This window comes from Xenorhabdus sp. TS4 (assembly GCF_014467265.1).
GTDB classification, from domain to species: Bacteria; Pseudomonadota; Gammaproteobacteria; order Enterobacterales; family Enterobacteriaceae; genus Xenorhabdus; species Xenorhabdus ehlersii.
In genome coordinates this window covers 1-19,088 of record NZ_NKHQ01000125.1, presented here as the reverse complement: position 1 = coordinate 19,088, position 19,088 = coordinate 1, and the positions used below count along the sequence as shown (strand labels likewise).

Sequence of the window (19,088 nt, the reverse complement as noted above, 5' to 3'; positions counted from 1 at the left end):
TGGGGATAACAGTTCGGATTTTCCCATGAGTAGCCTTACTGGCAGAGCCAATCTGTCGATGACCACCTCCGCAGGAGGTGGCATTCAGTTATGAGTAAACGATTCTTCTGCTTATGGTGTGGCTGCTGTAACTGTAATCTACATTGATCTTCTTATGTAGTGCAGTATCGCAGCTAATACTACAGTCGTAGTTAATATTGTGTCATGATAGCTATCTCCCTTCTTCCTCACCCTAAGGGAGGTGCCACATGGCCTCACCTATCAATCTCTGGGAACAAGAGCTCCTGACCGCCCATTCCCGTCTGACTTCGCTGTTTCACTCTGCGAGTTCTCAACAACGTTGTCTGGCTTATCTTCGGGGATTACTCAGTGATGTTGAACGTAAAAATGGCTGGCAACTGGCTGAATGGCTCGGTGAACGCTCGCCGGATAACATTCAATATTTTCTGGAGCGCGCCCACTGGGATGCAGAAGCCGCCCGCGATGTCTTACGCGACTATGTCACTGAACATCTGGGTGATGAGCAAGGTATTCTTATCATTGATGAAACCGGCTTTATCAAAAAGGGCACCCATTCTGCCGGCGTCCAACGCCAATATAGCGGCACCGCCGGGCGGGTCGAAAACAGTCAGATAGGCGTCTTCCTGTGTTATGCCGGTCATGGCGGTCATGCTTTTATTGACCGGGCATTATCCCTGCCCGAACAGTGAACGGCGGATCGCCCGCGTTGCGAAGCCGCCGGCATTCCTGATTCGGTGAACTTTGCCACCAAACCTCAGCTTGCCCGGCAAGTGCTGGAGCGAGTCTTCAGCGCGGGCGTGCCTTGCCGTTGGGTGACCGCCGCTTGCGATGCTGGCTGGAAGCCCAGTATCAACCTTTTGTCCTCGCGCTCCCTAAGAATGACCCACTTTGGTGGCAAGCACCTTGCTATGTCAGAGCGGACGTGATTGCCGCCAGTCTGACGGCTGACGATGGGGAAAAACAGTCAGCCGGGTTGGGAACAAAGGGAGAGCGTTGGTATGACTGGGCGCGGATCCCGCTCTGGCGTTTACAGATGAGTGAAGAAGAACGCTGCTATGGTCATTATCTCCTGATCCGGCGTAGCCGGGATGATAAACAAGAACGGGCTTATTATGTTGTTTATGCACACAAAGACCAGGCAGACCTCAACACGTTGGTTCAGGTGGCCGGGCATCGCTGGGAAATCGAAAGCGGCTTTGAGGAAACGAAAGGGGAATGGGGTCTGGATCATTACGAAGTCCGGCAGTGGCATAGCTGGTATCGGCATATTACGTTGTCATTATTGGCCCATGCGGTACTGGCGGTTTTGCGAATTCAGGAGAAAAAAAACGCCGGAGGGACGGGTAGCCCTGAGTGTATCGGAACTGCGTAAGTTGTTGTCAAAAATGATGAAGGCAGGAGAAACCCTAAAACAGATTTTATCTTGGTCAGACTGGCGGCGGCGACATCAGTACTATGCGCAACAATGTCATGACCGCCACCGGAAGGAATATCTGCCCATAAAGCAGTTACGACTGTAATACTAGGTGCATGGCTTCAACCACTTTTTTGCCCAGGCGCGGACCTTTCTCAACAAACTTCTTGGTCAGTTTCTTCGGGGCCTTCTTACCGTCATTGCCATTGGCCTGTTTTTCCTGCGCTTTTTTCAGGATCTCAACTGCGTTGGTGCCGTGCTCATTGTAGAGCTCCTGAGCATAGGTGGCAGCCACTGAGCCTTCCAGAATCATCCGTTTCAGTTCGAGCTGCATCTCCAGAAGAGCACGGGCGATACGAACGTGCTCAGCCGAGCGCCCAACACGCTGGGCAATCATCAGGTCACTCCATCCCCAGTTTGCAAGCCGAGCGTAGATCACCGCTCGCTCAAGCGGAGAAAGAGGGAGCCCGTCGTTGCTGGTGGCGATTAGTAGGCTTTGTTCAGTTTCATCACCTTTATGCTCCACGACCTGCACGAACTGAATGTCGGCACCGTCCTCGATAGCGAGCAGAATGGTACGGCGACGGCGATGCCCTTCACGGACATATACCTTTCCGTCGATAACCTTGACGATGATCGGCGGAACATAGTCGCCACGCTTGTAGGCATCGGCCAGCACTCGAATACCAGCCTTGATGTCCGGGCGCTCGTAGTAGTTCTCGCAGAAAGCGCCACGGGTGTTAAACCCTTCCTCTTCCAGCAGAAGCTGAGGAGCGATAGTGAATCCATCCCCTTTTTCAGTTCTTCGGGGGCGGTTACACCTTTGAGAGCGCGGAGTGAGTTGATAACAGCCATTCGTTGGTTCTCCTTGTGACCTGCTCACTTTATAGAATCGATTTTCGATACCGTAAATAATAAAAAGACACCTGACAAGGCTTTCACATGTCTGCATTCCTGTCCAACTCTTTGCCCTTCGCTATCGCCTCAAATTTGTGAACAGGTGTCCTCGTATGCAGGAGGTCCCTCAGGAGCTTCTCCCTCCTGCTGGCTGTCTTTTTGCTCTACTGTGATCATTCGACCAAACACCAGATCGGACAATGCCTGTTTCGCCTTTGAGCCGTAGGGTTGTTTCTTCTCTGGGGTGTCGATTTCCGCCAGCCTTACCCGGTACTGGACTTTGCCGCTTCGACAGTCATTCCCTGAGTCACAGCTTTGTTCAGTTAAAACCTTGACCGTATCACCGTCAGACACCCCCACAACCTTCGCTGTGAAGGTTTCGGCCCACACTTTAGGGGCCACAACCAGCATTACAGCCAAGAACGCTGAAACCCGCGTCTTCTTCGTAAAACCTAACCTCATAATCACTCCAACCAAATTACTTGTTTTTTCATACCAGACAAAGCCTTGGCCCAACAGAGCCTTCTTGTCTGTGGGAGAGGCTTAGGCCTCGTAATAGAAATTTTCTGTGTCCGGATAGGGTTTAAAGCAATGAGCTGTAGCTCTCCCCAGAGAAAGCACCGTAGCCCCTGTCTCTAGCGCTTTTTGGGTATCTTCCCGAGACTCTCCCCCGAGTTGCTTTACCCATTCGGCGGCGAGCTGCACTCCCTTATCAAATGGAACTTTGTCCTTTTGAAGCACATCCAGATAGGAAAGCAGTAAGCAGTGAGGAGTAATGACTGCTGTGTTCCAGTCGGTTGCGAACTGGGTATCGTCCATGTCTGCATACCAGGCATCGACCTGATGCTTTAACCCGACTTCGGCCATAATGCCGTGCTTACCGACTACCTTTCTGCTTTTCTCTACCTCATCGACTGGGGCATCCCAGTAAATGATTTCCCCGTCCGCTTCTTGGGTCGCGCATGTTGCACCAAGCGGCCAATGCCGCCGTTCCATGACGAGCTCGCGGAGAGGTTTTTCGTCTACAGGGGCCTTGTAGTCCTCATCGAGATTCACCACGATAGTTTCAGGCTCTCGCTCAACCGGTGGCAGGTATCTGGCGACCAGAGGCATCGTCAAAATCACAGCCCCGTCCATGTGGAAGGATGTCGGAGCCTTCACTATTCGATCCAATAACCAACACCAAGCATGAAGCAACCGATCCTCTACCTTGTCATCTGCCTCAATCTCTTGAATGAACTGGTTGAAATGAGCTTGGCTATCCAGAAATAGACCGGTGCTCTGACACTTATCGCTGATCGTGTGAATGAGCTCCGCCTGATCCAGAAGCATTTCTCTAGTGACTTCCTTTGTATCACCGATTGCGTCAAACAACTTTGTCATGTAGTCACGAATTTGCATTTTCTTCCCCTTGGGCATCGAACTGCTTTGCAAGCTCAGGATCACCGGCCCAGCGAAGGGCGTCCCCCATGTGTGTGAAAGCGCGTTTGTTTTCATCTTGCTTATTCACCTTGACCGGCGTTTTCTGGTCACGAGGCTCTAGCAACCAGTATCCGGCTTCTTCCTTGATTAGTTCTGCGGCCACCTGCGAGCACAATTACTGCGGCAGTACGCTGGACCCACTTCGATGCACCAAACCTAGCCAGATGTCGCCCGAGAAATTGAAAAGGTGCCGTTTTTCCAATCGAGCGAATCACCCAGATAATCGCAAGTAGAAGCAAAGCCGATGCGGGGTATATGCCAACCCCAAAGAGGTTCATCTCTCCGACCACAATCTGGTAGATGAATGCAAACAGCATCGCTACCGTCGTCACAACAGCCACCACCTTAATCCCATTCCGCCAGCCCCACTCTCGACGGGCGTCACTGGTAAAACTTACCATCGAGACAAAGAACGGCATGAACGGCAGATTCATGCTGGCGGGTTTGTCCATGAAGGCGTCAAACCCCACAAACATGCCTGTCATCACCACATAAAACAGCAGGGCGGGAATAAGCATATCTCGGAATGACTTCTCCTGGTTGGCATTCACGTTTTGAGTATTCGTCGTCATTGTGTTTGCCCCTTCAACATTCCCCATAGCTGACGGTGAAGATCAGCGATTACCTTGTACGTTCCCTTAACTGCCGGTTGTTCAAGGGTCTTGAGCATCCACAGAGCAATGAATAGGCTGGGAAATAGAGCCACCACCAACTGGACGTTGTGGCTACTCAAGTAGACGGCATAGCCGTTTAGACAGGCGCTCAACAACAGTCACACTCTGGCCGCCATCAAACCCCATCTGTGATAGGTCACGAGCAGGTAGGCTGTTACGACAGAGCAAAGTGTCAATACGCCGGAGGTGGCGAGGTAGACGATCCATGCACTGGCTTCACCAACAACGTAAGCACCACCAACAGAGAAGGGCAGGCCAAATATCCAAATTGCCGCGTTCCGGAGTAGGGCATCGACAATGATGTAGCTGGCAGTGAGGTTGATTATTCCGCGTTTTAGCATTCTTCCCCCCCATTGTTCTGATACCTGTCCAGCTCAGCTCTGAGCCTACTAATTTCTTCTGTGGCTTCGGCCAACTGTTTCCGATACTTCTTGAACTGCTGATATGAATGCCAGGACTGTCCCTTTGATACTGACTTTGTGATGGCGGCCACCTCATCTGGGGTCAACCGAGTGAGCTGCTCTTCTGGGTAGATCAGGATAGTGTTGCTGTCCCAGTCAAACCCAGCATGAATAGTTTTCATCCCCACGGTAGGGGTTCCACCAATCCCTCCAGGCTGGTGGATGACAAGCCTCAAAGGCGCTGAGGCTTTGTGGGAATGAAGGATATCGAGAGCTCCTTTTGCTTCTTGTAACTCCATTGGTTCACCTCATCGCGAAATCAGGTCCCTAAGGGACCTAACTTTCACATGTGAAAGTTAATTTGCCTTCTGCTGACTGGCAGAAACCTTCAAGGCCAGCGCCTTTTGCATGTCGGGTTGCTGGAAACTCAGCTTGGTCCGTTCAGGCCAGGGATGAGTAGAGCTGTCCGGTCACCCAGACAGCCCCCTCCGCAGAACCGGACGTGCGGAACTACCGCATCCGGCTCCCGACAGATCCGTGCCCCCACACATATTCAGCAAGAATTGAACATTGAATGTGTTTTCCATCGTAACGGATAACCCAGCATTTTCAGGATCAGATTCAGTTTCTTCCACGTCAGTCGGCGGCGTCCCCCTTGACGGTTGAACCATCGGTAGATTATTCGCGTACTTTGGTAGATAAACTGCCCGACTCGTCTCTGGTTATCAGAGATACCGTGGTAATTTATCCAGCCTCTGATCACTCTGATGACGGTATTCAGGATAAGCCTTTTGTCAGTCGTATTCAGATTCTTCCAAAGGAAGTCCCTGAGTCCCTTCAATTTGGCTGCAAAACGGTCTTTTCGGCTGGTTAACTTCAGCCGCCAGAAGCCTTTTCGCGTTTTCCCCCAATAACAGGTAAACCCCAGAAAGTGAAACGTCGGCAGGCGTTTTCCAGACTGACTGGCTCTCATTGCTGCTATGTGACCCGCAGGGATTAACTGCGATTTGTCACGGTGCAGCTCAAGACCAAATTTGCTCAGTCTCTTAGGTAACACCTTATAGAAACGTTTGGCTTCGCTGGGATACTGGAAAGTGAATACCATATCATCGGCATACCTCACCATCTCTGCCCGTCCGTGAATATGAGAGTGGCTGATTTCATTAAACCATTCATCTATGACATGATGCAGGTAGATATTGGCCAGTATCGGCGACAGGATTGAACCTTGCGGACATCCGCACACATTGCTGGACATCTCTTTACCCACTATGACGGGCGCCGTGATTAATACCTCGATCAATCTGAGGAAACGGCGATCTGATATTTTCTTCCGAAGTATATTCATTAACTCATCATGAGGTATCATGTTGAAATACTTTCGGATGTCAATTTCTACTACCGCTCCATTCCAGTTATGGAATGTTTGCTGTTGCAGTGCCTTTAATGCCGCATGGCAATTTAATCCCGGCCGGAAGCCATAGGAACAGGGCATAAACAACGGTTCATAAATCCGGCTGAGGATATCACTGACCGTAAGCTGGACAAGTTTATCCTCTGTGCACGAAATGGCCAGAGGCCGTTTACTGCCATCCTCTTTTGGGATCTCGGTTATCCGGGCTGCTTTCGGGTGATACGTCCCTCTGCGTATCCGCAGGATAAGATGTTGTATATTCTCATCCAAATGTTCACCGTAAGCGGCTTTTGTCATGCGATCAATACCCACGGCTTTACTCCCGTCCAGCCGCTGGAATTGCCATTTCAGCATGTCACCGTTCAACAAATGTCCTAAATTATTGAACACCTGCTGCTTGTTACCTGCTGATTTCTTGCCTATACGCTCAAGTTTCGTTAACCATGATACTCCGTCGTTGCTGTGTACGGTCATTGTTACCCTCTTACGTTCGATCTGTCTGCCAGCCCTTCGCTCCACGGTCATTACCCGTTTCACGGCTACTATGGCTGACTCCGACTTCCTGATACTCGTTTCTCAGGCCTTGTGTTTTAGCACTTGCGCCCGAAATACTCATTCATTGAGAAATATCAGGATCTCCTGGGTTCCGGACTGTTCTCTACAGACTCGCCGACGCCTGCGGCTCCGGTGTGTGCTGCTGAATGGGTAGTTACCAGTATGACCATTCAGACGCTGCTGCCTGCTAGCTGGACAAAACTATCGGCACACACGATTAAATGTATTTCGGAGCTATCACGTTCACCTTTTGGTTTCGGCTCGAATGTTTCGCTGTCTACGCTTCATCTCCTTTGTTACCGCCGGTGATGCAAGACTCGCTACGTAGTGGTCTGGCTAATCCCTTTCTACGACGGGACTTTCACCCGCAAGATCAGTACAGCTTTGCCCAGCGCACTGTCCATCTCATTGCACCGCAGGGTGTCGATGGCCGCATCACGATAAACCTGATATACGTCGGTTCCACCAATGGAGTTAATTGCCATCATGGCGGCAAACATCGGGTTGCTGTTCATCACGCCGGTAAACCCCTCAGGAGTCATGGGCGTGTCGCATGATTTGTTGAGGGCCACCAGCAGGTCATTCCCAACCAGAGCACATGCAGCGCATACCTGCTTGGTATCATTGTGAGCCTTCTTGTATTCGTTGCTTGGTTGAGGGACGCTTTAACAAGCTGACAGGGCAAACAACCCCATCAGCAGACATCCCAACTTAGTTGCTATCTTGATCATCAGTTCTCACTCCACTTTCACATGTGGAAGTTTTATTTGTTCGCTGAGTCGTCTTGCTGCGACTCAATCATCATTTTTCGCATCACCGCCATGATGGCTTGTGCCGGTTGAGCGCCGCCGAGGAGCTGGCTCTTGCCGGTATGGTTGTCCACGACAAAGGTTGCCGGTGTCCCGTTGACGCCGTAGCTCTTGGCTTTCTGGATGTCGGCTTCAACCTTGTCTTCGTACTTGCCAGAACCGAGGCACTCTCGGAAAGCATCCAGATCTACCCCAACGCCCATGACCACAGAAGCAAGGTCATCAACGCCGCGACCATTACCTTGAGAACGGTGGAAAACGTTGTTCACGAAGACCCAAAAGCCTCGGTTGCCCTTCTGCTCAGCAATACATTCAGCGGCCAGGGCTTCCTTGTGAGCAGTCGGGTTATGAAAGTCGAGGGGCATGTGCTTCCACTGCCAGTTCACATTGCCTTTGCTGGCATTCACAATCTGTTTTGGTGTGTCATGGAATTGCTTACAAAATGGACACTCCAAATCAGAGAACTCCACCAGCGTGAATCGAGCACCAAGGTCCCCATAGATGTGCTTGCCGTCTTCGACCTTTTCAGGTGCTGCCTCGAACTGGACATACTTCTGATCGATGTCAGCTTGTTGTTTCTGCGCGACAAACTTGTTGATACTTTCGGCCACAGCGGCTTCAAATTCTGTCTTGCTCTTGAAGGTGACGCCTTCGGCATCCTTCACCTGGTTGATTGTGGATTTCACGCTGGCGATCTCTTGCGCCAGCTCCTTCTCTTTCACGAACTGGTAAATGCCGAAACCGGTTCCTACGAGGCCCAAAAAAAGGGCGGCAGCAACCCCGAGACGTAGTGATCTGGTACTTTGTTCTGTCATGTCAAACTGCTCCTATCAGTAAACTTTCACAGCGCTGAGTTCTTGCACGAAGGAACTGGCTTCGAGCTTCGCTCGTTGGGTCAGTCGGCGGATGATGTCTTCGGTTGGTGTGTAGTCCACCAAGTTGGTCTGATGAATGACATCTCGCGCCACGGAGTTCAAACTACCCAGGCCATCAATCAGTCCAATGTCTTTGGCCTGCTCACCGTTCCAGAGCAATCCAGAAAACACCTCTGGGTCGTCTTTCAGTCGATCACTCCGTCCAGCCTTCACTCTTTCGATGAACTGCTGGTGGGTTTTAGATAGAACGCCCTCCCAGAATTTCTTCATGTCAGAGGTGAGAGGGGAGAATGAGTCGAGAAGCGCTTTTTGCTCTCCGGAAGTAATAGCTCGGCGCTCGATGCCGAGTTTGTCCATCAAGCCGGTGAATCCGAACCCGGAACTGATGACGCCGATAGAACCGACCAGACTGGCGCGGTCAGCATAGATTTCATCCGCAGCAGAGGCGATGTAGTAACCGCCAGAAGCACCGATGTCATCAATGATGGCGTAGACTTTTTTCTCCGGATGCAGTGCTCGCTGCGCCTTCACTTCTTCATAAATTCGTCCCACTTGAACTGGGCTACCACCAAGACTGTTTATGCGAAGCACGACAGCCTGGGAGTTCAGGTTGTCGAATGCAGCTTGGATGGGCGGGATAAGGTGATCTGCGTCCGCCAGTGTGCCAGCCGCAATTTCACCACGGATGTTGATATACGCAGTGTGAGGGACTCCCGCCTTGGCACTTTGCCACGGCATCCCATCTGGATTAGATGCCAAGATGATGAGGCCGATCATGAGAAGCACGAAACCCGAAGCCCGGAGTACGCGAATCATGGTCCGCCAGCGGCGGTCTTTCACCTGCTCTTTGTGGAGGGTGAACATGTACTTCTCAATGAGTTCTTTTTCCCAGGGGATCTCTTTGTTTTCAGCCATTAGTCTTTCCTTTTGCATGTTTCGATAATCTGTCCCCAGAACTTTTCATCAGCGCTATCAGCCCGTTCTTTGACTTTCTAGTAAACAAGGTTGGTGTTGAGCTGATGCTCACGACAGAACTGTGCGATGTTGCTGTAGGTCCTGTCCAGATAAGTGAAGAGCTTACTTTTACCTTTCTTCTTGGCGAGGATGAGCTTCCACTCATCATTGGTGAGTTTATCTGCGGCCTTTCCTGTATCCGCAATGCGCAATGCACCTACGCACAGTAACTGGGTCAAGCCCATGCGCTCTGGCTATGCTGGCAACGCAATTAAACTTCCGACCGTCAATCAGGACAGTAAGCAAGTCCCCAGCAGCAGCTTCTTTAAACCGAAACCCTCTGTATCCGGGCTTGAAGCAGGTGTAAGTTGCTCCCGGAACTCAATTGCTTGTTCTGACCTGACAAACTTGCTGTCGATCTTACTCAGCATGTACTTGGCACGAGCAATCACTTGGTAGAGTGTCTTTTCCAGGAGCATGGCATCAGCAGCTCGGCTCGGAAGGCCAATATCGTCTTCTTGCTCGATACCCAGCATCTCAGCGTGACTGGAGCCTTCTGCATGTCGGAAACACCCCTCGTACTCAAAAAGAAAGGAGGCTAAACCTCCTCTTAGCTTTGCTTTGAACCGAGTGTTCGCCGCGCTCTCTGGTGCTGGAGCTAACTCAGATACATCAATCCCTAGCTTAGCGGCCAACACTCGCAGGTCCTCCTCTCCAATCCGGTATCCGGGCTGCATGATCTCAGCCAGAGCAGATTCATCAGCACACCCACGTTCTTTAAGCTCAGCCAAGAGATAGGGAGATCGTACTACCCCCATAAGCTCAGGCTCCCTGAACCGCGTGGATCACGAACTCACAGAGTTTCCCGTAGACAGGGGCCAGGCAGAGAGAGGCCATCACCATCCCAAAGGCTTTCGATGGAGCCTCTTTGGCGAAATTGGGCAACCAGGGCATCATGCCGCACACGGCTGCAACCATAGCACCAGCCACCCCCAGGGAAGGGAAGACCAGCGTCTGGGCCAGAATGAAGAAACATTGGGCGTATGCCGCATGGGTCATCGCCTTCTTATCTGCTGCCGTGAACTCCACAGCATCTACGCTTTTGACTTTTTCCATCACATTGTCCTCATGCAACATCAGGTTTTCCGAAAAATCTCTCATACACTTCGAGGTCAAAGGCCAGCATGGTCTTTGCTGCCTTTTCACTAAGCTGGTGGAGGCTGAGCATCTGAACTTTGTCAGTGCCGGTCACTTGCAGATCCACAGCGAACCATGTTCCACTTTTGGTTACTGCCAGAACTTGCACTGCCCAGGGCTTATCAAGTCGTTCTGGCAGAGTGAGCATGTTCGACACCTTAGCGACCGTCGCGGTTGAGCCTACCCAGTGCTTGTCGAACGCAACGACGTTCAACGCTTCAAATGCAGCTTTCGCGGCCTTGAGTCGGCACCGAACTGCATCTTGCTGCTTCCAAGCCATGACCTGGAGAAAAGCCACTCCACCAGCAAGCAGGGTGAGAAAGCTCAATCCGTTAGCAGCAGCCACGACAGTTCCAACCAGAGACCCCAACATGACGAAGCGGTTGTGTTTTAGCTGGGTCACGATTCACCTCCTATACCAACCAGCGTACAGGATTTTTCAAAAATGCAACCCCGCCTAGCCGCCCAATTTGGGCAACCTCGTTTTCACCCCAAAAACTTTCACATGTGAAAGTTTCCTCCACAGGTACAAGTGGACTTCACCTGACCAGAGCGAAGAGATTTGTAGCGGTGCCACAGCTTGACCACTTCTTTTTCGCTGAGAAGGTTTGTCTTGATGTAACGGACTCTATCTCCGTCCACTGTCTCAACAACGGTTCGGACATAGCCGTACTTGGCAACGGCTGTGTGGTTGATACGTCCTGTTCGGACAAAAATAGAGTAGCTGAGCGCAACTCATAAGGCATGTTCTCTGACTTCCACCATGACCGGGTGTCTCCAATGCCGCGCTTGCGCCACTGGTCCCCTTTCGCAATGACGAAAGGGGCGATAATTAGGGCGAATATCCAGAGAACTGCCTTCATGACTACCCCCGACCCTTAAACCATTCAGGATGATTGGAGACATCCATACTCTTAACCTGTGATGAGAAGGCCATCACCTCTTGGGTAGTCAGGACTGTCTCATGAGCCCGAGCTATGAAAGGCTTCAACACCCCGGAACCTGCGTAGATGTTGATGACCATGTGCAACCGCTCTGTTACCCCTGACACTCTCCGCCAGCTCCGGTATGTTTCTGTTGATTTGGCGTAGCCAACCAAGGTAGGAGCCAGCTTGTCAGACTCCTTAGCGTTCAACTTCCCCTTTGCTGCTTTCGATACGAACTCAGCGATCACCGAAGCAAGCATGTCGGAGGTAAAGTGAAGAGGCTGGTTTATCGTGTCGAAATCGGCTTGCTTGATAGTGAACAGGCGGATGTGATCGTTGCGGTAGTCATGGATATAGATTACGTGGCTCTCAAATGGGTTGGAGTGGTTAAAGGCATCCATCCCCCAACCAGCGGCCTCAAGATGTGCGCTCGATACTGACTTGTCGTAATCAAATTCCACTCTATTACTCTCCGTCTTGTCGTTCAGGAACTTTCACATATGAAAGTTTTCCGTCGGTCATGATGTCCAGGACAGCCTTGCCCAACCTCATCCCTTTATGGTTTTGAACCGGGTCTCCCTTGTAGAAGAATCTGGATTCGTTATCGGGATGGAATACCCCGTGAGGAATGTTGTCGTGATCGCCAAGCCACATGCGAAGCCTGAGATCCACCAGCCACCCATCATCCAGAACAACCCAGAAATGAGGCGTCACGATGTCTTTGGTCTGTTCGTTTCGCACAAAGCCATACATGTAGTCATGCGGGACACCGGCTTCGTTCAGCAGGTGGCTTACTGCCCATGTCATGCCATCGCATTCCATTCGGCAGTCATCCAGGGTCATAAGGACAGCTTCCAGTTCCCGGTGCCACTCTGTCATCTGCTTGGCCGCAGGCTTCACTACCAGCTCGTTTTTGTTTTCTGCCAAGATGATGTCATCCTCATCAATATTGCATTGGTCTATCGCTTCCGATCGGGTGGATACCGTTTCATCCCAGTCATCGCTCGAACCGAAAATGCTCTAGCCCTCAAGGCCATAATTCACCCATACGATGAACCGCTTTATCGTTTTCATATGCGGCTCCCTTTAACCGTGCAACGTTCCCACATGCTCACCCCCTTAAACCGTAACCCCACCCAAAAACCACTTCTTGATGATTTCCAATCAACTGCGACAGGTTATTCCTGAACACACATCACCGAAAAACCACCTTTAGATTGCTTTCTGGTGCTTCTCAAGTTCTCTTGAGTGATCAGTCGTTCTGAAAACTTTACTTTTTACAGAATCATTTTAAGATACTGTAAATCATAAAAACAACCCAGTAAAGAAAAAAGAGCGGCTTATGTTGAGACGAGAAAATCAAGGGGATCTGTTCGATGATCAGGTGGTGTTGCCATCACTGGAGTTGATTCTTACGGGAATTTCTTCTACTCACTGTTGTGACGATAGAACAACGTGCTTTTCTGCGCCGGATGTGGACTTGAATTTGTATGACCACATCATTGTTTGCTTATCCGGAGGCAAGGATTCGATAGCTGCGTATTTGCGGTTGGTGGACATGGGTGTTGATAAGTCAAAGGTGGAGTTCTGGTACCATGACGTTGATGGATTGGACCTTCATGCGTGATTACTGCCGTCGGCTCGGGGAGCAACTGGGCATCCCAATGTACTTCTTGTGGCTGGAGGGCGGCTTTGAAGGGGAAATGCTCAAGGAGAATACCTCTACGCCACCCCCATCGTGTAGAAACCGTGCATGACCTGTATCTACAATTCTCAGCGTATCTGGTCCACGATTCGTCACTACTGCTACTGGCCTTGATAGAGCTGGGAAAATTGCTCAGTATGAACAAACCTTTGGTGTAACTGTATTAAGAAAAAAAATCGACGTCATAGATGTAGAGGTGGCAATGTTGGATTTTGTTCTTTTGGTAGTAGTGGGTTTGGGGATCTCTATCGTGCTGGTGCGCCGTTCCTCAAGAAAGGCGATGGATCTTGAGCTGACATGGCTTCAGTCTTTGAAAATAGTCTTGCTCCGTGGTGCTGTCGCAATGGGGCTTGGATTTGGCATAGGCAGACTCGCATTGTGGGGTATGCAGTACGGGCTTTTGAGTGAATCTGTTCTGAGAGAACATGCTCTTATCGCTGTGGCTGTGGTGTTGCTTTGTGGGCTTGGTTCTTTCTTTGCATTTCAGTGGATCGCTGGAAGGATCTCAGGAAGATCTACCAGAGCCCCTTTGTTGATCAAAACCGTGATGTACGAATCTGGTTACTTTGTGCTGTTGATGCCTACTTTACTGGTGAGACTCGTCTTGTCTGACCTTGCATACGAGACTTTTTTTAAAAGAAACAATGGCGATTATTTTTTGTTCATCGATCATAAGGATAAATATAAAGATCTTTAGATCTTCGTATAAAGGATAAAAACGGTTAAAGACAGGTTAGGCACTCTAAAAACTGGTATAACTTATTGACAGCGCTGACTTTTTAAGTTTTATTCCGTGCAGCGAACCCATATAGTTACGTGCAACGTTCCCATAGGGTGCCGTGCAACGTTCCCATATGCCCCTGGATCTTACTCACCGTTATCCACACGGAACCTCTATTTTTTCCACAAAATCCTTACAAAACAGATCATTCGTGCAGCGCTCCCACATATCAGATCTGGCGTTCGTGCAGCGTTCCCATATATTCGGAGTGAAACGTGCAGTTGCCCCACATACTTTTTTTTGAGCGTGCAACGTACCCATATATCAATTTTGGTTGTTTTTTGCACCGTGCAGTGTACCCAGATATGATCGTGCAGCGTACCCATATACCAAAACCCCATTTATACACAGGAAATGTGGATAACTTTCGGCCTCTTTTTGTGTGAGTGCGATCACTTTTTGACTATTAGAGTCAGTTTGACTACCTTTTTAGGTTTGTCCTGATCTGTCAATCTTTGTTCCGCTTCGTCAACCGTGCAGAGTTCCCATATATCACGATGCTCTGAGCTAACTTCCGTGCAACGTTCCCATATCATCAATCTTTAACTATCAATGACTTATATGCATAACCTAAACCGAGAACAGCTTTTCGACCTGCCATTATGGCTTCATCTGCACGCTACAGAGACTCCGTTTCCGATTACCGTGCAACGATCCCACATATAGAGCTCCAGCCCCCGCTGTCTCTGGGTTCCAGTTCGCAGCATCCGTGCAGCTCACCCATATATGGGGACATGCCGTTTCTGGCCTGCCTGGTGGCTATCTCCCTTTGCGCTGGGACTCGTCAATGATGTCGTGGTCGATCATGCCGTGTTTGATGGCTCGCAGCTCCGTCTGCTGCTTGCGCTTGTTGGATGCCATCATCTGCTTCACGAAGTTTTCATGGGGCCTTATCACGTACCGCACGTCGATGACCTTACGGCCATCCTTGATCTGGTTCGCGTCGTAGTCGCTTATGACTTCTTGCTTTATGAGAGCCTCCAGAGCAAGTTTCATTGCTCTGACGTTCTCCGGCATTCGAGGGCTCAACTCACGAGGGCTCTGAGTCAGAAAGCTGATAAGCGATGGCGTGTAAGGCGAATCTGGCGATGCTTGAGTCCAGTAGTGGCTCATTCGTTTGTAGATGTACCGAGCGAGAGGGGAACGGATCTGCATTCCGATTTTGTAGTTGTACTGACGAAACGACAGATTCATGATCGATTCGTTTACCAGCGGGTTGAACTGCACATAGCACCTGGCGTTACCGCCTTTCTTGCGAAATTCACCTCTGGTGGTCAGTCCCACCATCGGGAAGAAGCTGGAGCTGATGAAGGCTTCACCGTCATCACTGATACATTCGAGTGTTGCGCCACGACAAACCTGAATAGCTTCCTTGATTTCGTTCAGGTTGTACCCGTGGCCCATCTTCGACAGTTCTTTCTGGAGTTCGTACAGAGTGAACATGACGCCAGCCTTACCCTCGATGATATGGCCTTTCCCGTTCACTGCGAGCTTGCGTAGAGCGTCCTCAAGGATTTCTTCTCGCTGTCCCGCGTAGATCAGCACTGTTCTTCCATCATCCTTCTCGATGATGGCCGGTTTCACCTTCACCGTGAACTGCTGGCCTCTGATGGAGCATTGTCGCGTCACTACAGCATTGGACAGATCTTCGTGTTCACGCTTTTGGTCCCAAATGTACTTAGGCAACGCATCGTAGATTTCAATGGTGTTGGAGTAGTCGTCTTTCTTGGCCGGAGATTCAATGATCTCAAACAGGCTCATTTGCGGTGAGTCTTTGATTATGTCGAGTTTCTCCAGGTCTTTGTCTTTGGTTCTCTTGCTCATGATTGTTCCGTCGATACTTTCTAGCTGGTGGTCCATTCCGTCAGCAGTGTCAAAACTCCCGCTGCTACCGTTGCTGAAAACACTAGTTGGTAGATGCGACGCTTAGCCCCAGCAGTGCTGCTCATGAAGCGCAGGGCTGCCGCTTCATACCGGAAATGGGCAAACTCACCCCGAAGGGTGCTATCTGTCCCCTGTGGCGATTGTGGGCGCTTTGACAGGGCAGGGCGAGGATGGCTGATGACTTTCTTGATCATCGCTTCACATTTCCCCAGCTTCGCCAGTTCAGTGGCCGCTACAGATACTGTCATGTTGTCACACCTCGTCGCTATGTGTCTTGTTTAGCAGCCGCTCATACTCGTTAAGCGCCCGGCGAATTTTTGCTAAGGCAGTGGCTCGTTGTCTTAACGCGGCATACCTGGTTTCTACTTGCTGGATCAACTCTTGTGCCCAGACTGGCTCTTTCTTGAAGTGCGTCATGCTGTAGGCGTGACCTCGACCCTTCTTGATATGTGTTGATAGAACCCTTTTCTTTTGACCGGGGACTTGCTCGACAAATCTGTTGCGATACCACTCAGCTACGAGTGATACGCCGAGAATGCGAACCCGTGTACCGACACGTCCTTGTTCGTCCTCTGACGCTTCTTCACGCGCTGATTTGTGCGCGTTCCAGTACATGTCCGCTTCCTGCTGTGCTTCTACAGCAAGAACCGCTAAGGCGTGGTCCAGTTTGCTCCGTACCTCTGCAACAAACTCACGACCTTCTGCTTCTAGCAGATCCTCTGTTATCTCAGATCGTTCTTCTTCGAGCTTTGGATCTAGCAGATCTAGCCATCGCTCCGTTGGTAGACTCACCTCAAAACCCTCCCAATTCCTATCCAATTCCTATCCATATAACTATCTATCTGGAATCTAATGTCGATTATTCCACTATTGGAATCTAGTTCTGCCACTAGGTTACCCCATCTTTGGAATTTGTCAAATTCCCCTCTATCTATCTGGAATCTTGGATTTCTAATTCTATCTTGCGATCTCAATATGTGAATTTATGAGGCAAGATTCCAAATATATTGGATAAAGCAAGCTGGATTCCAATGTACATGTTGCACTCCAGCCTGTAGTGGTGGGCGGAAAATGGATTTCAATGAAGGTAGCGTTTCGTGGCACTAGACCTATCCGTGCAGCGTTCCCATATGTTTCAGTCACCAACCGATCAAAAACCCATCGAAAAGCAACCTAAACGCCCCTTTTGGGCAACTACAGAGGCTATCTGGCCGCGTCTTTCGCTTTATTCTCTTTCCATCACGAGGAAAACAATCGAAAAGCAATCAAAAAGCAATCTTTGGAGGATTTCATGAATCAGTTTGTTCTGGGTTTGGACATTGGCTACTCCAACCTGAAAATGGTAATGGGTCATAAAGGCGAGGAAGCTCGAACTGTTGTTATGCCAGTTGGTGCTGGCCCGCTGGATCTAAGCCGAAGCAGTTAACTGGTGGTGCTGGGGTAAGCATTCAGGTTGTGATTGATGGGGAGAAATGGGTTGCAGGTGTTGAACCGGACCGACTGCAAGGATGGGAACGAGAACTCCACGGCGACTACCCTTCGACTAATCCGTACAAGGCACTATTTTACGCAGCACTCCTGATGTCCGAGCAGAAGGAAATTGATGTGCTGGTGACTGGCCTCCCTGTAAGTCAGTACATGGAAGCGGAACGCAGAGAAGCGTTAAAGGCGCGACTGGAAGGTGAACACCAGATCACGCCAAAGCGCTCGGTCTCAGTTAAATCTGTTGTTGTTGTGCCTCAGCCTGCCGGTGCTTACATGGATGTTGTTAGCTCAACCAAGGACGAAGACCTACTCGAAATCATCCAGGGAGGGAAAACCGTTGTGATTGACCCAGGTTTTTTCTCTGTGGACTGGGTAGCTCTTGAAGAGGGAGAAGTCCGTTACCACTCATCTGGCACCAGCCTCAAGGCAATGTCGGTTCTGTTGCAGGAAACTGATCGGCTTATCCAAGAGGATCATGGCGGTGCTCCTGGCATTGAGAAAATCGAGAAAGCTATCCGCGCCGGTAAGTGTGAAATTTTCCTCTACGGTGAAAAAGTGTCGATCCAAGATTACTTCAAAAAAGCATCTACCAAAGTGGCTCAAAACGCACTGGTCCCTATGCGTAAGTCGATGCGGGAGGACGGGATGAATGCTGACGTCGTTCTGCTGGCTGGTGGTGGTGCTGAGGCTTACCGTGATGCGGCCAAAGAGCTTTTCCCTAAGAGCCGAATCGTACTGCCCAACGACTCCGTGGCGTCCAATGCCAGGGGCTTCTGGTTCTGCGGTTGATAAATAGGAGGTCGTGGTGGCTGGTAGCAAATGGGATGGAAAAATATCTAATCTGAACATATCAGAGCAGGCTTTTCCGGAGCTCTATCGTGAACTATCCCAAATGCAGCATAAGGCACGTAGTGATCGGCTACGCGCCCTTGCTCTATTGGGTCTTTATTCTCTTCGATTTTCTGGCAACATTGGGTCTTTTGAGCAACAGAGTTCAGAGCGTCAACCTGAACAGTCTCAATCCGAACCCATGCAGGTTGACACTAAACTGAACTTTCAACGTGATTCACTTAAAAGAAAACTGATGAGTTCCGTATGACATGAAAGACCACAAGGAGTTCTCTACGCTATCAGCGGCTGAACGTAGAGAGTTAATAATCGCAGAGTTAAAGCGAAAAAGCCGTATACGAACCCTCTTGCGAGGGCTCCCGTTAGATGAAGTTCGGGAAATCATTGACAGAATGAAAGGCGTTCTTAATGAATTGGAGGAAGAGTACAAAAAGCGAGAAGAAGAAGAAAAAGAAAAGCGAGCTCAGGCCGAGCGGATAATGAGCGATATGGAATCCTGCGGCGTGGACATCAACCTACTCAACGAGATGTTCACGAGCAAATCAGAACCTGACAATGCTAAATATTCAAAAGACGGGGTTCCGTGGAGTGGGCAAGGACGTCGCCCTGATGCTTTCAAGGGCTTGGGGGCTGTCGAGCTGGAGCGCTACCGTATCCCACAAAAGAAGTAAAAATCCGCCTTCATAGAAGGCGGCTTTGATTTCGCCCCAGAGGGGCGTTACTAGTTCAGACTCTGAGAGCCTTCACTTCACATCCCTTTTAACG

Annotated in this window: 23 protein-coding genes and 4 pseudogenes; 7 read left to right on the top strand and 20 right to left on the bottom strand. The window is 50.1% G+C overall.

Translation table 11 applies throughout. The annotated features are described in order from the left end of the window. Positions 1-248 precede the first annotated feature (248 nt). A pseudogene (locus Xets_RS28865) lies at positions 249-1,393 on the top strand (IS701 family transposase). Between the two features lie 136 nt (positions 1,394-1,529). Here Xets_RS28865 and Xets_RS20350 read toward each other — a convergent pair. The 12 genes and pseudogenes from Xets_RS20350 to Xets_RS20295 all read right to left on the bottom strand — a co-directional run bounded on the left by Xets_RS20350 (position 1,530) and on the right by Xets_RS20295 (position 9,457). Further along, positions 1,530-2,387, bottom strand: coding sequence for a chromosome partitioning protein ParB (locus Xets_RS20350; protein ID WP_255430714.1), 858 nt, complete (start codon positions 2,385-2,387; stop codon positions 1,530-1,532). An 83-nt stretch (positions 2,388-2,470) separates the two neighbouring features. Next, positions 2,471-2,794: pseudogene (locus Xets_RS20340) on the bottom strand (thermonuclease family protein); the annotation flags it as partial. Between the two features lie 81 nt (positions 2,795-2,875). Then, a complete protein-coding gene (locus Xets_RS20335; RefSeq protein WP_370588281.1) occupies positions 2,876-3,829 on the bottom strand; it encodes a hypothetical protein in 954 nt (317 codons plus the stop codon). 32 nt (positions 3,830-3,861) lie between these two features. Continuing rightward, complete coding sequence (locus Xets_RS20325) at positions 3,862-4,386, bottom strand: nitrite reductase (RefSeq protein WP_187652479.1); 525 nt, start codon at positions 4,384-4,386, stop codon at positions 3,862-3,864. Then, positions 4,383-4,580: a hypothetical protein gene (locus Xets_RS28860; protein ID WP_370588280.1), complete on the bottom strand. Its 198-nt coding sequence runs from the start codon at positions 4,578-4,580 to the stop codon at positions 4,383-4,385. The genes Xets_RS20325 and Xets_RS28860 overlap by 4 nt, the downstream gene beginning before the upstream one ends. A gap of 6 nt (positions 4,581-4,586) precedes the next feature. Next, entirely contained in the window at positions 4,587-4,829 is a 243-nt protein-coding gene (locus tag Xets_RS28855) for a hypothetical protein (RefSeq protein WP_370588279.1), read from the bottom strand. Beyond that, positions 4,823-5,188: a hypothetical protein gene (locus Xets_RS20315; protein WP_187652478.1), complete on the bottom strand. Its 366-nt coding sequence runs from the start codon at positions 5,186-5,188 to the stop codon at positions 4,823-4,825. Before Xets_RS20315 ends, Xets_RS28855 begins: the two co-directional genes overlap by 7 nt. A gap of 254 nt (positions 5,189-5,442) precedes the next feature. Further along, a complete protein-coding gene (ltrA, locus tag Xets_RS20310; protein WP_187652477.1) occupies positions 5,443-6,777 on the bottom strand; it encodes a group II intron reverse transcriptase/maturase in 1,335 nt (444 codons plus the stop codon). A gap of 10 nt (positions 6,778-6,787) precedes the next feature. Beyond that, entirely contained in the window at positions 6,788-6,919 is a 132-nt protein-coding gene (locus Xets_RS24925; protein ID WP_255430713.1) for a hypothetical protein, read from the bottom strand. Positions 6,920-7,205: 286 nt separating this feature from the next. Continuing rightward, on the bottom strand, positions 7,206-7,376 hold the full coding sequence (locus tag Xets_RS28850) for a hypothetical protein (protein ID WP_370588278.1): 171 nt from the start codon (positions 7,374-7,376) through the stop codon (positions 7,206-7,208). A 245-nt stretch (positions 7,377-7,621) separates the two neighbouring features. Further along, positions 7,622-8,482 (bottom strand): DsbA family protein, encoded by an 861-nt coding sequence (locus Xets_RS20300; protein ID WP_187652476.1) that lies wholly within the window; start codon positions 8,480-8,482, stop codon positions 7,622-7,624. Positions 8,483-8,497: 15 nt separating this feature from the next. Next, the gene (locus Xets_RS20295) at positions 8,498-9,457 is read right to left on the bottom strand and encodes a S49 family peptidase (protein ID WP_187652475.1); all 960 of its coding nucleotides are present in this window, start codon (positions 9,455-9,457) and stop codon (positions 8,498-8,500) included. Positions 9,458-9,561: 104 nt separating this feature from the next. Here Xets_RS20295 and Xets_RS28845 point away from each other — a divergent pair, with 104 nt between their 5' ends. After that, positions 9,562-9,726: a hypothetical protein gene (locus tag Xets_RS28845; RefSeq protein ID WP_370588277.1), complete on the top strand. Its 165-nt coding sequence runs from the start codon at positions 9,562-9,564 to the stop codon at positions 9,724-9,726. 60 nt (positions 9,727-9,786) lie between these two features. Here Xets_RS28845 and Xets_RS28840 read toward each other — a convergent pair whose 3' ends face one another. From Xets_RS28840 to Xets_RS20265, 5 genes are all read right to left on the bottom strand, one after another. Continuing rightward, the gene (locus tag Xets_RS28840) at positions 9,787-10,314 is read right to left on the bottom strand and encodes a hypothetical protein (RefSeq protein ID WP_370588276.1); all 528 of its coding nucleotides are present in this window, start codon (positions 10,312-10,314) and stop codon (positions 9,787-9,789) included. Positions 10,315-10,318: 4 nt separating this feature from the next. Continuing rightward, complete coding sequence (locus Xets_RS20285; RefSeq protein WP_187652474.1) at positions 10,319-10,612, bottom strand: hypothetical protein; 294 nt, start codon at positions 10,610-10,612, stop codon at positions 10,319-10,321. A gap of 10 nt (positions 10,613-10,622) precedes the next feature. Then, the gene (locus tag Xets_RS20280; protein ID WP_187652473.1) at positions 10,623-11,096 is read right to left on the bottom strand and encodes a hypothetical protein; all 474 of its coding nucleotides are present in this window, start codon (positions 11,094-11,096) and stop codon (positions 10,623-10,625) included. 462 nt (positions 11,097-11,558) lie between these two features. After that, positions 11,559-12,080, bottom strand: a complete 522-nt coding sequence (locus Xets_RS20270) for a hypothetical protein (RefSeq protein WP_187652472.1) — start codon at positions 12,078-12,080, stop codon at positions 11,559-11,561. A gap of 4 nt (positions 12,081-12,084) precedes the next feature. Then, a complete protein-coding gene (locus tag Xets_RS20265) occupies positions 12,085-12,546 on the bottom strand; it encodes a hypothetical protein (protein WP_370588275.1) in 462 nt (153 codons plus the stop codon). Between the two features lie 415 nt (positions 12,547-12,961). Here Xets_RS20265 and Xets_RS20260 point away from each other — a divergent pair. Both Xets_RS20260 and Xets_RS20255 read left to right on the top strand, forming a co-directional pair. Further along, positions 12,962-13,529 (top strand): annotated as a pseudogene (locus Xets_RS20260) (phosphohydrolase); the annotation flags it as partial. Beyond that, positions 13,527-14,021 (top strand): hypothetical protein, encoded by a 495-nt coding sequence (locus Xets_RS20255; protein ID WP_187652482.1) that lies wholly within the window; start codon positions 13,527-13,529, stop codon positions 14,019-14,021. The pseudogene Xets_RS20260 and the gene Xets_RS20255, both read left to right, overlap by 3 nt. Before the next feature lie 843 nt (positions 14,022-14,864). Here the strand turns inward: Xets_RS20255 and Xets_RS20250 are convergent. From Xets_RS20250 to mobI, 3 genes are read right to left on the bottom strand one after another with little or no spacing between them, the layout of a single operon-like run. Further along, positions 14,865-15,929 carry a plasmid replication protein gene (locus Xets_RS20250; protein ID WP_370588274.1) on the bottom strand — a complete coding sequence of 355 codons (1,065 nt, stop codon included), beginning with the start codon at positions 15,927-15,929 and terminating at the stop codon, positions 14,865-14,867. Between the two features lie 20 nt (positions 15,930-15,949). After that, a complete protein-coding gene (locus Xets_RS20245) occupies positions 15,950-16,237 on the bottom strand; it encodes a hypothetical protein (protein ID WP_187652470.1) in 288 nt (95 codons plus the stop codon). Positions 16,238-16,241: 4 nt separating this feature from the next. Continuing rightward, positions 16,242-16,781: a conjugative transfer protein MobI(A/C) gene (gene mobI, locus Xets_RS20240; protein WP_187652469.1), complete on the bottom strand. Its 540-nt coding sequence runs from the start codon at positions 16,779-16,781 to the stop codon at positions 16,242-16,244. A gap of 499 nt (positions 16,782-17,280) precedes the next feature. On the opposite strand from mobI, the pseudogene Xets_RS20235 reads away from it, so the two are divergent. From Xets_RS20235 to Xets_RS20225, 3 genes and pseudogenes are all read left to right on the top strand, one after another. Further along, a pseudogene (locus Xets_RS20235) lies at positions 17,281-18,263 on the top strand (plasmid stability protein StbA). A gap of 16 nt (positions 18,264-18,279) precedes the next feature. Continuing rightward, the gene (locus tag Xets_RS20230) at positions 18,280-18,573 is read left to right on the top strand and encodes a hypothetical protein (protein WP_187652468.1); all 294 of its coding nucleotides are present in this window, start codon (positions 18,280-18,282) and stop codon (positions 18,571-18,573) included. Between the two features lies 1 nt (position 18,574). Then, positions 18,575-18,994, top strand: a complete 420-nt coding sequence (locus Xets_RS20225) for an H-NS family nucleoid-associated regulatory protein (protein ID WP_187652467.1) — start codon at positions 18,575-18,577, stop codon at positions 18,992-18,994. The last annotated feature ends 94 nt before the right edge of the window (positions 18,995-19,088 follow it).

Excerpts from the sequence above, each read along its gene's own strand:
- Xets_RS28855 (WP_370588279.1), bottom strand. The coding sequence starts at position 4,829 with ATGCTAAAACGCGGAATAATCAACCTCACTGCCAGCTACATCATTGTC.
- Xets_RS20225 (WP_187652467.1), top strand. The coding sequence starts at position 18,575 with ATGAAAGACCACAAGGAGTTCTCTACGCTATCAGCGGCTGAACGTAGA.
- Xets_RS20250 (WP_370588274.1), bottom strand. The coding sequence starts at position 15,929 with ATGAGCAAGAGAACCAAAGACAAAGACCTGGAGAAACTCGACATAATC.
- Xets_RS20285 (WP_187652474.1), bottom strand. The coding sequence starts at position 10,612 with ATGGAAAAAGTCAAAAGCGTAGATGCTGTGGAGTTCACGGCAGCAGAT.
- Xets_RS20335 (WP_370588281.1), bottom strand. The coding sequence starts at position 3,829 with ATGAAAACAAACGCGCTTTCACACACATGGGGGACGCCCTTCGCTGGG.
- ltrA (WP_187652477.1), bottom strand. The coding sequence starts at position 6,777 with ATGACCGTACACAGCAACGACGGAGTATCATGGTTAACGAAACTTGAG.
- Xets_RS24925 (WP_255430713.1), bottom strand. The coding sequence starts at position 6,919 with ATGAGTATTTCGGGCGCAAGTGCTAAAACACAAGGCCTGAGAAACGAG.
- Xets_RS20325 (WP_187652479.1), bottom strand. The coding sequence starts at position 4,386 with ATGACGACGAATACTCAAAACGTGAATGCCAACCAGGAGAAGTCATTC.
- Xets_RS28840 (WP_370588276.1), bottom strand. The coding sequence starts at position 10,314 with ATGGGGGTAGTACGATCTCCCTATCTCTTGGCTGAGCTTAAAGAACGT.
- Xets_RS20350 (WP_255430714.1), bottom strand. The coding sequence starts at position 2,387 with ATGCAGACATGTGAAAGCCTTGTCAGGTGTCTTTTTATTATTTACGGT.
- Xets_RS20245 (WP_187652470.1), bottom strand. The coding sequence starts at position 16,237 with ATGACAGTATCTGTAGCGGCCACTGAACTGGCGAAGCTGGGGAAATGT.
- Xets_RS20255 (WP_187652482.1), top strand. The coding sequence starts at position 13,527 with ATGTTGGATTTTGTTCTTTTGGTAGTAGTGGGTTTGGGGATCTCTATC.
- Xets_RS20295 (WP_187652475.1), bottom strand. The coding sequence starts at position 9,457 with ATGGCTGAAAACAAAGAGATCCCCTGGGAAAAAGAACTCATTGAGAAG.
- Xets_RS20315 (WP_187652478.1), bottom strand. The coding sequence starts at position 5,188 with ATGGAGTTACAAGAAGCAAAAGGAGCTCTCGATATCCTTCATTCCCAC.
- Xets_RS28845 (WP_370588277.1), top strand. The coding sequence starts at position 9,562 with ATGCTCACGACAGAACTGTGCGATGTTGCTGTAGGTCCTGTCCAGATA.
- Xets_RS20300 (WP_187652476.1), bottom strand. The coding sequence starts at position 8,482 with ATGACAGAACAAAGTACCAGATCACTACGTCTCGGGGTTGCTGCCGCC.